Source organism: Bradyrhizobium sp. P2_E8 (assembly GCF_056403875.1).
This window is the reverse complement of the sequence record NZ_JBFUES010000083.1, coordinates 1-13,594: the sequence shown is the minus strand read 5'-3', so window position 1 is coordinate 13,594 and position 13,594 is coordinate 1. Positions and strand designations below refer to the sequence as shown.

At 64.8% G+C, this 13,594-nt stretch carries 12 protein-coding genes and 1 pseudogene; 8 read left to right on the top strand and 5 right to left on the bottom strand.

The genetic code is table 11. The features are described 5' to 3' along the window. Both AC1D00_RS07240 and AC1D00_RS07235 read left to right on the top strand, forming a co-directional pair. Nucleotides 1-131 (top strand): annotated as a pseudogene (locus tag AC1D00_RS07240) (ABC transporter permease); the annotation flags it as partial. After that, nucleotides 128-1,000: an ABC transporter permease gene (locus AC1D00_RS07235; protein ID WP_135179378.1), complete on the top strand. Its 873-nt coding sequence runs from the start codon at nt 128-130 to the stop codon at nt 998-1,000. The pseudogene AC1D00_RS07240 and the gene AC1D00_RS07235, both read left to right, overlap by 4 nt. Before the next feature lie 194 nt (nt 1,001-1,194). On the opposite strand, the gene AC1D00_RS07230 is transcribed toward AC1D00_RS07235, so the two are convergent. Both AC1D00_RS07230 and AC1D00_RS07225 read right to left on the bottom strand, forming a co-directional pair. Further along, nucleotides 1,195-2,982: a peptide ABC transporter substrate-binding protein gene (locus AC1D00_RS07230; RefSeq protein WP_477010188.1), complete on the bottom strand. Its 1,788-nt coding sequence runs from the start codon at nt 2,980-2,982 to the stop codon at nt 1,195-1,197. Between the two features lie 189 nt (nt 2,983-3,171). Then, nucleotides 3,172-3,840 carry a TetR/AcrR family transcriptional regulator gene (locus tag AC1D00_RS07225; RefSeq protein ID WP_404553375.1) on the bottom strand — a complete coding sequence of 223 codons (669 nt, stop codon included), beginning with the start codon at nt 3,838-3,840 and terminating at the stop codon, nt 3,172-3,174. 123 nt (nt 3,841-3,963) lie between these two features. Here AC1D00_RS07225 and AC1D00_RS07220 point away from each other — a divergent pair, with 123 nt between their 5' ends. From AC1D00_RS07220 to AC1D00_RS07210, 3 genes are all read left to right on the top strand, one after another. Then, nucleotides 3,964-4,824: a sugar phosphate isomerase/epimerase family protein gene (locus AC1D00_RS07220; RefSeq protein WP_477010187.1), complete on the top strand. Its 861-nt coding sequence runs from the start codon at nt 3,964-3,966 to the stop codon at nt 4,822-4,824. A gap of 1 nt (nt 4,825) precedes the next feature. Then, the gene (locus AC1D00_RS07215) at nt 4,826-5,896 is read left to right on the top strand and encodes a Gfo/Idh/MocA family protein (RefSeq protein WP_477010186.1); all 1,071 of its coding nucleotides are present in this window, start codon (nt 4,826-4,828) and stop codon (nt 5,894-5,896) included. A 164-nt stretch (nt 5,897-6,060) separates the two neighbouring features. Next, on the top strand, nt 6,061-7,149 hold the full coding sequence (locus tag AC1D00_RS07210; protein WP_477010185.1) for a HoxN/HupN/NixA family nickel/cobalt transporter: 1,089 nt from the start codon (nt 6,061-6,063) through the stop codon (nt 7,147-7,149). Nucleotides 7,150-7,459: 310 nt separating this feature from the next. Here the strand turns inward: AC1D00_RS07210 and AC1D00_RS07205 are convergent, their stop codons facing one another. Both AC1D00_RS07205 and AC1D00_RS07200 read right to left on the bottom strand, forming a co-directional pair. After that, nucleotides 7,460-8,191: a hypothetical protein gene (locus AC1D00_RS07205; protein WP_477010184.1), complete on the bottom strand. Its 732-nt coding sequence runs from the start codon at nt 8,189-8,191 to the stop codon at nt 7,460-7,462. Between the two features lie 120 nt (nt 8,192-8,311). Continuing rightward, on the bottom strand, nt 8,312-9,199 hold the full coding sequence (locus tag AC1D00_RS07200; RefSeq protein WP_477010183.1) for a VOC family protein: 888 nt from the start codon (nt 9,197-9,199) through the stop codon (nt 8,312-8,314). A 163-nt stretch (nt 9,200-9,362) separates the two neighbouring features. Here AC1D00_RS07200 and AC1D00_RS07195 point away from each other — a divergent pair, with 163 nt between their 5' ends. After that, nucleotides 9,363-10,550, top strand: coding sequence for a CaiB/BaiF CoA transferase family protein (locus tag AC1D00_RS07195; protein WP_477010182.1), 1,188 nt, complete (start codon nt 9,363-9,365; stop codon nt 10,548-10,550). Nucleotides 10,551-10,569: 19 nt separating this feature from the next. Here AC1D00_RS07195 and AC1D00_RS07190 read toward each other — a convergent pair whose 3' ends face one another. Beyond that, on the bottom strand, nt 10,570-11,148 hold the full coding sequence (locus AC1D00_RS07190; RefSeq protein WP_477010181.1) for a TetR/AcrR family transcriptional regulator: 579 nt from the start codon (nt 11,146-11,148) through the stop codon (nt 10,570-10,572). A gap of 143 nt (nt 11,149-11,291) precedes the next feature. Between AC1D00_RS07190 and AC1D00_RS07185 the strand changes: the two genes are divergently transcribed. Both AC1D00_RS07185 and AC1D00_RS07180 read left to right on the top strand, forming a co-directional pair. Continuing rightward, on the top strand, nt 11,292-12,749 hold the full coding sequence (locus tag AC1D00_RS07185) for an MATE family efflux transporter (RefSeq protein ID WP_477010180.1): 1,458 nt from the start codon (nt 11,292-11,294) through the stop codon (nt 12,747-12,749). A 211-nt stretch (nt 12,750-12,960) separates the two neighbouring features. Then, nucleotides 12,961-13,594: MetQ/NlpA family ABC transporter substrate-binding protein (locus AC1D00_RS07180; protein ID WP_477010179.1), on the top strand; the 634-nt coding region annotated here is incomplete at its 3' end.

The window sequence follows — 13,594 nt, the reverse complement described above, 5'->3', positions numbered from 1 at the left end:
TCGACGGCGTGTTCAGCCGCGATTATGCCGTGGTTCAGGCGGTCGTGCTCTGCACAGCCGCCTTGTTCCTCCTGATGAGCCTGATTGCCGACGTCGCCTATGTGCTGCTCAATCCGAGGCTCAGGCCATGAGCTCGATTGAGACGGCACCGGTCGCAAGTCAGGCGCGCGCCGCCGCTCCTTCGGAAGTTCGTCGCCTGTTGCGCGAACCATCCGCCGTCATCGGGGCCACGATCATTCTGTTCTTCGTCGTGCTGGCGTTGTTTGCCTCGTGGATTGCGCCGTACGATCCAAACTCGCCGGACTGGATGGCGATTCGCGCGGCACCTGGTGCGGCACACTGGTTCGGCACCGACGATCTCGGTCGGGACGTGCTGTCGCGCGTGATCTTCGGCACGCAGGCCTCGCTTGCCGCCGGCATGATATCCGTGACGGTCGCGGTGCTGATCGGCCTCCCGTTTGGTCTCATCGCCGGCTATTTCGGCGGCCTCACCGACATGGTGATCTCGCGCCTCGCCGATGCGCTGCTCGCTTGCCCATTTCTGGTGCTGGCGATTGCGCTCGCCGCGTTCCTGGGCCCCAGCCTGCAAAACGCGATGATTGCCATCGGCATTTCCGCGGTGCCGGTCTTCGTGCGTGTTGCGCGTGCCGAGACGCTGGTTGTCTGCACCGAGGATTACATCGCGGCGGCCCGGTCCCAGGGCCTCGGGCATCTCGCCATCCTGACCGGACAGGTGCTGCCGAACGTGCTTGCACCGACGATCGTGCAGGCGACGCTGACCATGGCGATTGCAGTTCTCGCTGAGGCGAGCCTGGCCTTTCTGGGGCTTGGCCAGCTTCCTCCGGCCCCGTCATGGGGCGCCATGCTCGACGTTGCCAGGCAATTTCTCGGCGAGGCGCCGTGGATGGCATTTTGGCCCGGGCTCGCGATCATTGCGCTCGTCATCGGATTCAACCTGATGGGTGACGGCCTGAATGATGCTCTCAATCCCAGGCAGTAGACGGACGGCGCGACGATCTGCCGGCCTTGAATGGCTGGAGAGCCGTTGATGACCGCCGTGCTCAGGCCCCGGCGGTGATGGGGAGACTGCTCGCGCAACTCCATCACCGTCACCCCCGCGCAACAGCGAAGCCGTTGTCGCCGGGATGACGGAGCTGAAGCTGTCGCAAAGACGACGGTGAGAAGCGTCCCCCCTCAACTCCGGTACCAGCTCGCCAGATTCCACGTCGTGACGTCCCAGCCCGAGATGTCGGTCATGAGGCTGTTGACGGAGCCGCCGACGATGTTGCGCGAGAGCAGCGGCACGAGCACGTTGGCTTCGCAGAAGATCTCGTTGACCTTGATCAGCAGCGCGGCGCGCTTGACCGGATCGAGCTCGCTCTGCGCGGCCTTGTAGGCCTTGTCGGCCTCGGGATCGGACCAGCGCGAGACGTTGCGGCCCAGCCACTTGTTCTCCTTGGACGATACCTCCCAGGACACGCACTGGTTCAAAAACCGCTCCGGATCAGGCTGCGGCTGCGTCGTGTTGTACATCTCCATGTCGCAATAGAGCTTCGAGTAGGTGTCGGGGTTGCCGACGTCGGACGAGAAGAACACCGATCCGGTGACCGACTTGATCTCGATGTCGATCCCGGCCTTCTGGCAGGCCTGCTTGATGATGGCCTGCGTCTTCTGCCGCGGGGCGTTGATCGAGGTCTGGAAGACGTATTTGAGCTTCTTGCCGTCCTTCTCGCGAATGCCGTCAGCGCCCATCTTCCAGCCGGCCTCGTCGAGGATCTTGTTCGCCTTGTCGACGTTGAACTCGTATTTCAGCTTGCTCGACTTGAACTGGCTGGGCTGGTTGACGAAGCTTGCCGTCGCGACGGCGGCGCGGCCGTAGATGAATTTCTGGATGGCCTCGCGATCGACCAGCAGGTTGAACGCCCGGCGAACGGCCGGATCGGACAGCGTCGGGTGCCTGGTCTTGGCGTTCGAACGCTCGCCGTCGACCTCGGTCCACGGGTCCGTCGTGTTGAGGACGATGAACTCGACGCCGCCGGAGAGCGTGAACTCCACCTTGCCTTTGCCGCTGGCCTCCATGCGCTTGAGGACTTCGTCCTCCACCAGCAGGTTCCAGGCATAGTCGTATTCGCCGGTCTGCAGCACGGCGCGCGCGGCGGAGACCGCATCGCCGCCGCCCTTGACCTCGATCGTGTCGAAATGCGGCTGGTTCTTGACGTGATAGTCGGGGTTGCGCTCGGCCAGGATCAAATCGCCCGGCTTGAACTCGACGAATTTGTACGGTCCGGTGCCGACCGGCTTCAGATTGCCCGGCGCGTCGCGCGACTTTGCGCCGGCATAGTCGCCGAAATGATGCTTCGGCAGGATCTGGCCGACGGAGCCGACAAAGGGGTCGGCCCAGAACGGGGTCGGGGCTTTGAAGATCACCTTGACGGTGTGGTCGTCGATCTTCTCGACCTTGATGTTCTGGTAGGACCCCGTGGTGTACGCCGCCGTCGCCAGGTCCGCGGCATATTGCCAGGTGAAGACGACGTCGTCGGCGGTGAAGGGCTTGCCGTCATGCCACCTCACGCCCTGCTTCAGCTTCCAGGTCACGCTGGTGCCATCCGGCGAGAGGCCGCCGTTCGCCTTGATCGGAACCTCGGCGGCGAGGCAGGGGATGAGGTTGCCCTCCTTGTCCCAGCCGGCGAGCGGCTCGAAGAAGATGCGCGAGGCGACCTGGTCTTTGGTGCCGAGCGCGAAATGCGGATTGAGCAGGGTGGGGGCCTGCCAGATCAGGATCTTGAGCGGGCCGCCGCCGCCGGCCTTGGTCGGCTTGTATGGCAAGGTGGCATCCGCCATCGCCACATCGTTCCAGAGCAGGATCTGGCTCGCAACGGGCGCCGCGATCCCGACCGCGGCCAGTGTCCGGATGAACGAGCGCCGCGACAGCGTGCCGTCCTTCACCTCCGCGATGGCCTTGCGGATTTCGTTCTCGTTCATCGGATGAGCTCCACCTTCGCAAAGAAAAGTCGTCCCCGGCAACCCATCATGTTTCATCATGGACGAGGCGGCAATGCCGACAAGGCGGGGAACGCCTGCGACGAAATGACGAAGGTGCGTATGGCGCGGTCGTGCCGCCGCGACGATGCATCGGGCCCAGCCCGGCGGGGCATCGTCAATTCGGCTTCGCTAGTCGCTCCGCACGTAGCGCCAGAGCAGGTCGGCGATTTCGAGCCGCCGCTGTGCCTTCGCCTTCTGCGAGGACATGTCGGTTGCGAATTGCGCCTCGAACGTATGCCGGTTCGCAACCGAGAAGAAGCAGAGCGCGTTCAGCGACATGTGCAGTTCGATCGGATCGATGCCGGGCCGGATCGCGCCGGCGCGAATGCCCCGGTCCAGCACCGCGGCGATCTGGCTGACGATCGGCCGCGTCATCTCCCTGAGCTTCTTGCTGCCGCGGATATGCCGGCCGCGATGGATGTTCTCGATCGTGACCAGCCGGACATATTCCGGGTTGGCCTGGTCGAAATCGAAGGTGAACTCGGCCAGCCTGCGAATCGCGGCCTCCGGCTCGAGCGCTTCGAGGTGAAGCTCCTGCTCGGCAGTGCGCATCTTGGCGTAGGCCATCTCGAGCACGGCCGTGAACAGCTCTTCCTTGGAGTTGAAGTAGTAGAAGATCAGCCGCTTGGTGATGTTGGCGCGCGCGGCGATGGCATCGGTATTGCCGCCGGCGAGGCCGTTCTCGGCGAATTCCGCGAATGCGATCTCCAGGATCTCGCGCTTGGTGCGCTCCCGGTCGCGCCGCCGCACCGGCGGCTGCTTCGCGTCGTCCGCGACAGGCTTCTCCTTGGGTCTCATCCGGCGGTTCGGTCCTTTGCATCCGGCCAGGCCTGCTTGCCCCTCCATCCATAGCGAAATCGGCGGTCCTTGACAGCAATTATCCCGTGGATTAATTGTAATTAACCTACGGATTAATTAGCCATGACGGATCTCGGCCTTGCTCATCTGACGGCACTGGACCTTGCGCCTGTCGCGCTTGCGGCCGAGGCCGCGCGTGCCGGCTTCAGCTTCATCGGCCTGCGCGTGATCCCCGTGACAGCCGGCGGACCTGCCTATCCGACGCGGGTGGGAACGGACGCGCACCGTGAGCTCAAACGGTCTCTCGCCGGCGAGGGGGTGCGCCTGAACGAGATCGAGTTCGTTCAGCTCACACCTCGCGTCGACATTCCGGCGCTCGCGGGCCTGTTCGAAGCCGCCGCCGACCTCGGCGCGGTGGCGGTCATTGCATCGGGGGATGACGACGATCCGGTCCGCCTCACTGCGCATTTCGCTGATCTCTGCGACCTCGCGCAGCAATTCGGCCTGCGTGTCGATCTGGAGTTCATGCGCTGGCGTGCGATTGGCTCGCTGCCGCAGGCCGAGGCGATCGTGCGTGGCGCCGGCAAGGCCAACGGCACCATTCTCGTCGATGCGCTGCATCTCCATCGTTCCGGCGGCAAGCCGGGCGATTTGATCTCGATACCCGCGCACCATTTGCGGGCCGTGCAGATCTGCGACGCCGTCGCGGACATGCCCGCGAGCGATGCCGCCATCATCGCCGAAGCGCGCGAAGGCCGGTTGCCGCCGGGCGAGGGCGCCTTGCCGCTCGGCGAGCTCCTCGAAGCGCTTCCCGCAGACGCCAGCCTCAGCGTCGAGATGCCGCTGCCGGCCTTGGCGGTGCGGGCCCGGCTCGCCACGGCGTTCAACGCCACGAGGCGCCTGCTCGAGCATCAGTCGCGCGGAGCGTCGCGGCCAGACCATCGCCGCGAAGCCGGCGGCCCAACCCAGATACGGACGACGTGAGATGAAGAACATCACGATAGGCGTCATCGGCGCGGGACTGATCGGGCGGAAGCACCTCACGAAGCTTGCCGAACGGGACGACTATGACCTCGTCGGCATCGCGGACGTGAGCGCCGATCGGGTCGCAGCCGATTATCCCGGGACCCCTGTCTTCGCCGACTACCGGAAACTGCTCGACGAGGCGCGGCCGGAGGCCGTGATCATCGCCTCGCCCAACCAGCTTCATGCCGAGCAGGGCATCGAATGCGCCAGGCGCGGCATTCACATCCTGATCGAGAAGCCGGTCACGGATACGGTGGAGACCGCGGCAAGCCTGATCGCCGAGGTGCGCAAGGCCGGCATCCAGTCGCTGGTCGGGCATCACCGCCGCCACCATCAGCAGGTCAGGACGCTGAAGGCGACTTTGGGAGACAAGCGGATCGGCGATGTCGTCGGGGTGTCGGCGATCTGGGCCACCCACAAGCCGGCCGCCTATTTCGAGATCGCGCCGTGGCGCTCGCAGGCCGGCGGCGGACCGATCCTGATCAACCTCATCCATGAGATCGATTTCCTGCGCTTCACCGTGGGCGAGATCGTCGCCGTGGAAGCGATTGCGTCGAACCGCCAGCGCAGCTTTGCGGTCGAGGACACCGCCGCGGCGCTGATCGAATTCGACAGCGGTGCGCTCGGCACCTTCTTCATCAGCGACAGCGCCGTCTCGCCCTGGACGTCCGAGCAGGGGCTCGGCGAGGCCCCCGAATTCCCGTTCAGCGGCGAGAGCAGTTATCGCTTCCTCGGACGAGCCGGGTCGATCGAATTTCCGGCGCTGGTGCAATGGTCGCAAGCCGGCGGCGCGCAGGACTGGAACAAGCCGATCCAGGCCCAGCGCATCCATGCCTCTTCGATTGACCCCTACGTCGCCCAGCTCGACCATTTCCGCGACATCATTCGCGGCAACGCGCGGTCATTGCAGCCGATCGAGGACGGCGCGCGAAGCCTGATCGCGACCCTGGCGGTCGCCGAGGCAGCCGCCGGTGGACGACGCGTCGACCTGCGCCATCGCTACGAAACGCTCGTCCTGGCGGCGCATTGAGACGGGAGATGGATCCGATGGCCCGTCGCCTTATGCGCCGCCCGGGCGCTTGACGCGAGTTGCGGTCGCCATGTCACGATCGCCATCGCCGATCGTGGAGACGCGCGTTCCCGGGTGACCGGCTGTGTCCCCCGAACATGGCCCCGCTCTTGCCGGCGAGTATGATGGATCGGTATAAACATCATACTCGGAGGGGTGGCGTGGTTCAGTCAGGTGGTGTCGCGAGGCGGGCGTTCGGGCCCGGCGTGCTGTTCGGTGGGCTGATCGCCGCCAACATCGCCGCGTGGGCCTTCGCCTTCGCGATGTTCGGCGACCGGCCCGCGGTGATGGCGACCGCGCTGCTCGCCTGGGTGTTCGGCCTGCGTCACGCCGTCGATGCCGACCACATCGCCGCGATCGACAATGTCGTGCGCAAGCTGATGCAGGCGGGCGACACGCCGCGAAGCGTCGGCCTGTATTTCGCGCTCGGTCATTCCACGGTCGTCCTGGCCGCGACCACGCTGCTCGCGCTCGGCGTCGTCAGCCTCGGCGGCGACGGCCTGCTGAAGGAGATCGGCGCCCTGATCGGCACCTCGGTGTCGGCGCTGTTCCTGCTGGTGATCGCGGCGATCAATCTCGCCATCTTCGTCGGCCTGTGGCGGATCCTGCGCGAGGTGCGCGAGCAAGGCATTCATGACGCCGCGCAGCTCGAGGCGCTGCTCGCGGCCCGCGGAGTCCTGGCGCGCCTGCTCGGCCCGATGTTCCGCCTCGTCACCAAACCCTGGCACATGTATCCGCTCGGCTTGCTGTTCGGGCTCGGCTTCGACACCGCGACCGAAATCGGGCTGCTCGGCATCTCCGCCACCGAAGCCGCGCGCGGCGCCTCGCTCGCGCATGTGCTGGTGTTCCCCGCCCTGTTTGCCGCCGGCATGGCGCTGGTCGACACCGCCGATTCCGCGTTGATGGTGAGCGCCTATCGCTGGGCCTTCGTCGATCCCTATCGCAAGCTCTGGTACAACCTCACGATTACCGGCGCCTCGGTCGCGGTCGCGCTGTTCATCGGCGGCAYCGAGGCGTTGGGGCTTATCGGCGACCGGCTCGGTCTGTCCGGCGGGCTGTGGTCGCTGGTCGAGGCCGTCAACGACTCGCTCGCCAATTTCGGCTTCGCGGTGATTGCGCTGTTCGCGCTCGCCTGGCTCGTCTCGGTCGTGACCTATCGCCGCATGTCAACGCGAGAACGAACCAGATCACCTATGCCTACGGTTCGCTGCTGAAGACCGATACGCTCTTTAATCTCTGCACATCGGGCACGGCGCCGACCGCCGTCTGTCAGAACGGCGTGATGGACTACGTGCTGCACCCGGTCGAGCCGCTGACATTCCGCCTCACCATGGCCGGGACGTTCTAGGCCGTGTACCTATAAACCCGGCGGCGTCATGTGACTGGTGACTACCTCCGCTTTGCTCCTATAGCGACCAAGCTCGTGCGGCAGCGCGGTATGTCGCGAAGGGCCGCTTCCAGACATGCCTGTAAATTAGCGCGGTCCGCCGAATTAGCCCATTTGACGGGCCTCCAGCTTTCGCGTCAGCGTCGTCGGGAAGCTATGCGCTCAATATCGGCCGCGCATTGATCATTAAGAAGATCACCGAGCCTGCCCACATCCTTGATACCGAAGTACACGTTGCAAGGTGTCTCGGCCAAACGGAAGTGAGGCAACCTGCGCCAGAATACTTTCACGCATCTGCGGTCACGAAAAACTGGCTCAGATCTATATGGGTCGTATCTGAGTTCGCCAAACGAGCCGACGATATGGCGGACGCTTACATTTCCGTAGCTCCACAAGCCGGCATAGACGCGAGCGCCGTTGAGATATTTCAAATCATATGTAGCAAAGCCATCCGTATCGGCGACGCTCTTGAAGTACCTAAGCCATTTGACGAACATTCTTGTCTGATCGATTTTTACGATCATTCGTTCTGTCGTGAGAATATACGCAAAGGCCCCGCCGATCCCCAGCGCGAATAACTGAGGTATGAAGGCAAATACGACTATCACGCAGACAACTATCCATCGTCCTCTTACGAGCCCTTCAATGGCGTGTTGCTCGGGTGTTAGCGCATAAATTCCATGATACGCGAACAGCGCCAGGCAAAAAGCTCCCCACGTAGGAACTGCCGTTGAGCAGAAGAAAGTACTGAACCATCCTGGCGTGCCGATCCAGATAACGCGCTCGTCTTCACTCAGCTTGGGTGTCACCCCAGAGGCGTCGACCAGGTCTTTAGGCGGATCGAATACCGACAGACCGCGCTTAATCATTGATAGAAAACTCACTGGCAAGGCGCGGGCAAAAGTCGAAATTGTCCCGCTGCGTCTGAACCTTAGCAGAAGAGGTGGGCGCGCGCCGCGATCTGCGGCTGGATCCGAACTTGCCGCGTCCTATCCGTCGTACTGATCCGGCCCCATCGCCCACGACGTCTGATCATGGCCGAACGCGTAGTTCCGGTTGGTGACGACGGGGTTGCGATTGACCATCGGCCGCATGAACATCGGGTGGGTTGCGCTGCGCACCTCGTGCTCGACCGTGAACAGCTTCTTGCCGCTGTCGAGATCGACGATGTCGCAGAACCGGTACTGGTATTGATTGTCCTCGCGGGAGATCAGGTCGCGTGCGAGCAGCTTGCGGTACGGGCCGGAGAAATCGGTGATGTACATCTGCACGTGATGCCCGTCATAGTCGGGTTGCGGCCGATCGGTCTCGCGAAACAGCAGGTGCTGGTCGCGACCGGTCTTCACTGCGGCAACCTTGCCGTCGCCATTCCGCAAAGCGGCGGGCATGCCCATGATGTCGGGATAGAAGGCGCAAATCGCCGGCGCCGTTCCCATGGGCACCTCGAATTCGACATAGGGGATGCCGAGCGTGATGCGCCCGAAGCGCGTAGCGTCCGGTTCATGGATGCGCATGCGGTTGCCCCACGGACAGACGGCCTCGACATGGTCATTGTGTTCGGCAAACGTGAATGCCGTGCCCTCGAGCTTCTTCGCGACCGATGCCAATCGCGCCAGTAGCGCCTCGCGTCCCTCGATCACGAGGCCGGTATGGCCTCGCAGCACCTGCGGCCTGCCGCTCGGCAGGTGAAACTGGCTCCGCCCGGCGTTGATCCACATGTTGGTGTCGGACACCATCAGATAGGGATCGCGGGTGAGCCCAAGTCCCGTGACGTAGAATAACGTCGCCRGGCGCTGATCCGGAACCTGGATGTTGACGTGCTCGAAATGGATCGCGTTGCCGAGATCTTCAGCGGATCGATCGAATTGTTGCGGCATGGCTGTGCGCTCTGGGGGTGGGACGGACGGGCCATAGTAGAGCAGAACATCGGCCAGTCGAACCGTCGTGCGATCACATCTGCTGAGAGAGGCATGCTGTCAGCCACCTTGCCCCGGCAACCAGTCCCTGTAATCTGGCGGGAAGACATCAAGGAAAGGGTCGATGGGGGGAGTTCTGGAAGGCGTGCGCGTCCTGGATTTCGGACGCTATATCGCAGGGCCCTATTGCGCGACCTTGCTGGCCGAATTCGGCGCCGAGGTCATTCGTGTTGAAAAGCGCGACGGCAGCGAGGACCGCTTCGTCGCGCCGGTCGGCGAAGGCGGCGAGGGCGCGCTGTTCCTCCAGGTCAACCGCAACAAGAAGTGCATCACGCTCGATCCGATGAAGCCGGAGGGGCAGGAGGTGATGCGCCGCCTGGTTGCGACCGCGGACGTGGTCGTCGCCAACCTGCCGCCGCAGACCCTGCGTGCGATGAAGCTCGATTACGACTCGCTTCGCGCGATCAAGCCCGACATCATCCTGACGACGGCAACCGCATTCGGCGGGCCGGGGCCCTGGTCCGACCGCGTCGGCTTCGACGGTGTCGGCCAGGTCATGTCGGGGTCGGTGTACATGACCGGCGCCGGCGATYCGCCCTACCGCGCCGCGGTCAACTGGGTCGATTTCGGAACCGCGCTGCACTGCGCGTTCGGAACGCTCGCCGCGCTGATGGAACGTGCGAAATCCGGGCGCGGGCAGATCGTCGAGGGCGCGCTGCTGGCTACCGCGCTGTCCTTCACCAATGCCACGCTGATCGAACAGGCCGTCATCAACGTCAACCGCGTTCCAACAGGCAATCTCGGCCAGACCGCCGCGCCGGCCGACATCTACCGCACCAGGGACGGCTGGGTGCTGTGCCAGGTCACCGGTCATCCGCTGTTCAAGCGCTGGGCGAAGCTGATGGGCGAGGAGGACCAGTGGCTGAACGATCCGCGCTTTGCCGACGATATCAGCCGCGGCAACAACGGCCCCGTCATCAGCGAGCGGATGGCGCGCTGGTGCGCCGAGCGCACCACGCAGGAAGCCGTCGACACGCTGGGCAACGCCATGATTCCGACCGGGCCCGTGCTCAGCCCGCAACAGGCGCTGGATCATCCGCACATTCGCGCCGCCGGCTTCATGCAGGACGTCGATTATCCGGGCTTGCCGAAGCCCGCGCCGGTGGCGCGAGCCGCCGTGCGGCTGTCGGAAACGCCGGGTGACATCGCGAGCCGCCCGCCGACGCTCGGCGAGCATACCGATCGTATCCTCGCCGAGCTCGGCTATGACGCAGCCGCGATCGATGCACTTCGGCAAAGCGGCATCGTCTAGCCGGGTCGGCGAGCGACCATCAGCGCCCATTCGCAAGCGTGAGCGCGGCCTTCACCGCGTTCTCCAGAATCTCCTCCGACAATTGCCTGTCGCTCACGGCGCGCGACAATTGCAGCGCGCCGACCATGGTCGCATAGACCGAAATCGCGCGTCGCCGCCGCTCCGCAGCCGAGCCATCCGACATCTGCGCCGCCATCAGCGCGATGATGTCGGACATCTTTCCGGTGAAGGCTTCGCGCGTCGCCTTGGGATGCCGCGCGATCTCGGACGCGAGCGCCGCAGTCGGGCAACCGGCCGCTGCGTGGTCGCGGTGACGCGGGGAGAGGTAGTCGCGGATCGTGGTCTCCAGCGCGATGCCGTTTGCGAGATTGTCCTTGTGCCGCTGCTCGCGCCGCTCCAGCGCATCCAGCAGCACCGCGCGCACCAGATCCTCCTTGGATTCAAAATGTGTGTAGAAGGCGCCGTTGGTCAGGCCGGCCTCGGACATGATGCCGGCGAGGCCCACGGCGGCGATGCCGCTCTCGCGGAACTGCGCCGAGGCGATGTCGACGATGTGCCGCCGTGTCGCGTCCCGGTGTCCCTTGTCGTACCGCGCCAATCGCGCCTCCTTGGGATGCCCACCCCGGCCAACGAAATCGTGAGGAGGGGGCTATTGCATTACGATCATAATATTACATTATGGGCGTCATGCAATGGGCGGCCGATCGGCGGCGGTCCGGCAGGCGCGCAAGGACCATGGCCATGTCAGTCGAGGATGCCGCCGCCCCGGCCTTGTCCGGCGCGCAAGTCGTGGCCCATGCCGCGGCTCCGCTTCGCCAGGCGGCTGCGCCAGGCGTCGCCGTCACCCCAAGCGCGGCGGAGCAGAGGCGAGCGGCCCTGCTGACCGCGCCGATCCTGCCCACGCTGCTCAAGCTGGCCGCGCCGACCGTGACCGTGCTGGTGGCGCAGACCGCGGTGAATATCGCGGAGGCCTACTATGTCGGCTTTCTCGGCACCGATGCGCTGGCGGGTGCCGCGCTGGTGTTCCCGATCTTCATGCTGATGACCATGATGTCGAATGGCGGGTTCGGCAGCGGCGTTGCGTCCTCGGTGGCGCGTGCGGTCGGCGCGGGGCGTCGCGACGACGCCGAGGCGGCGCTGTTTCATGCCGTCGTGCTCGCCATCCTCGCCGGCGGCGTGTTCACGCTCGGCGTGATCCTGGGCGGCCCTTTGCTCTACCGTACCCTCGGCGGCCAGGGCGATGCGCTCGCTGCGGCCACCACCTATTCCAACTATCTGTTCGCCGGCGCCATTCCGGCGTGGATCGTCAACCTCCAGGCAGCGGCACTGCGCGGTTCGGGCAACGTCAAGGTGCCCGCGCTGGTGACGCTGGTCGGCGCGATCGTGACCATCCCGGTCTCGCCGGCGCTGATCTTCGGCCTCGGGCCGATCCCGCGGCTCGGCATCGGCGGCGCCGGCGTCGCCTTCGGCCTCTACTATGGCGCGGCCATGCTGTTCCTGCTGCGCTACATGGCCTCGGGTGCGACCGGCCTGACGCTGCACATCGTGCCGCTCCGCCCAAGAATCTTCGGCGACATGCTGAAGGTCGGCATCCCCACCGCCTTCAATGCGGTGCTGACCAACCTTACCGTCATCCTCGTCACCGGCGCGGTCGGCCTGTTCGGCACCTCCGCGCTCGCAGGCTACGGCATCGCCTCGCGGCTCGACTACATCATGATCCCGCTGCTGTTCGGCATCAGCACGGCGACTCTGACCATGGTCGGCGTCAACATGGGCGCGGGCCAGACCGCGCGGGCGCGTCGGATCGGCTGGATCAGCGGCATCGTGGGCACGGTCATGACCGGGACGATCGGCCTCTTGGTCGCGATCTTCCCGACCACCTGGCTCAATCTCTTCAGCCACGATGCCGAGGTGGTGAGCGAAGGCATGACCTATCTGCGCATCGTGGCGCCGGCCTATGCCGCCCTCGGCTTCGGCTTCGTCACGTCCTTCGCGGCCCTGGGCACCGGGCGCGCCATGGGACCGCTCGCCTCCTCGATCGCGCGGATCCTGATCGCCGCCGGCGGCGGCTGGATCGCGGTGGCAAGCTTTGGCGCGGGCATGGCGGGGCTCGCCACCATGGTCGCGGTGTCGCTCGCCGTTTATGCCGCGATCTGCGCCCTCGTCATGCTGTCGCCGTCAACGTGGCGGTCCGAATAGGCCCGGCTCACCTGATGCTAGCAAAGCCAACAGCCAGACAGCAGCAGCACGTTCGCCAGCAACTGTAGCGCCATCGGGCGCCGCGAATTCGTTTCCCGTTTGGTGCCGAATGGAGAAGGTGTGGCCCGCCCAGGCCGTCAATATGGATTTCCATTTTATTGATTTCATCCTGCGGAGAAGCGAATACGGTTCCAATCATTGTCGCAGACGTATGGAGACCAAGATGTCGTTTCGCCTCCCCCTGATCCTCTCGACCGTGCTCGCCGCCTGGTCGGCCGCAGCTAGCGCCGAGACCATCAAGATCGGCGTGACGCCGGGGCCGCACGCGCAGATCCTCGAGGCGGTGAAGCCGATCGCCGCCAAGCAGGGGCTCGATATCCAGCTGCTCGAGTTCTCCGATTATGTCGTGCCGAACGCCGCGCTCGATGCCGGCGAGATCCAGGCCAATTCGTTCCAGAACCAGCCGTATCTGGACAACCAGAAAGCCGACCGCGGCTACAAGATCGAGGCTGTCGGCCTGACTGTGAACTTCCCGATCGGCGTCTATTCGAAGAAGCACAAGGGCTTCGCCGATATCCCGGAGGGTGGCAAGGTCTCGATCCCGAACGATCCGACCAATGGCGGCCGCGTGCTGCTGCTCCTGCGCGACAAGGGCGTGATCAAGCTGAAGGATGGCACGGGCTTCAAGCCCACGGTGCTCGACATCACCGAGAATCCCAAGAAGCTGAAGTTCATCGAGGTCGACGCCGCGCAGGCGCCGCGCGCGCTCGACGACGTCGACGCAGCCGCGATCAACACCAACTATGCAACCCAGGCGGGCCTCGATCCGGTCAAGGATCCGATTC

Bases quoted from the DNA above. Each gene is read 5' to 3' on its own strand.
- AC1D00_RS07235 (WP_135179378.1), top strand. From the start codon at position 128: ATGAGCTCGATTGAGACGGCACCGGTCGCAAGTCAGGCGCGCGCCGCC.
- AC1D00_RS07230 (WP_477010188.1), bottom strand. From the start codon at position 2,982: ATGAACGAGAACGAAATCCGCAAGGCCATCGCGGAGGTGAAGGACGGC.
- AC1D00_RS07225 (WP_404553375.1), bottom strand. From the start codon at position 3,840: ATGAGACCCAAGGAGAAGCCTGTCGCGGACGACGCGAAGCAGCCGCCG.
- AC1D00_RS07220 (WP_477010187.1), top strand. From the start codon at position 3,964: ATGACGGATCTCGGCCTTGCTCATCTGACGGCACTGGACCTTGCGCCT.
- AC1D00_RS07215 (WP_477010186.1), top strand. From the start codon at position 4,826: ATGAAGAACATCACGATAGGCGTCATCGGCGCGGGACTGATCGGGCGG.
- AC1D00_RS07205 (WP_477010184.1), bottom strand. From the start codon at position 8,191: ATGATTAAGCGCGGTCTGTCGGTATTCGATCCGCCTAAAGACCTGGTC.
- AC1D00_RS07185 (WP_477010180.1), top strand. From the start codon at position 11,292: ATGTCAGTCGAGGATGCCGCCGCCCCGGCCTTGTCCGGCGCGCAAGTC.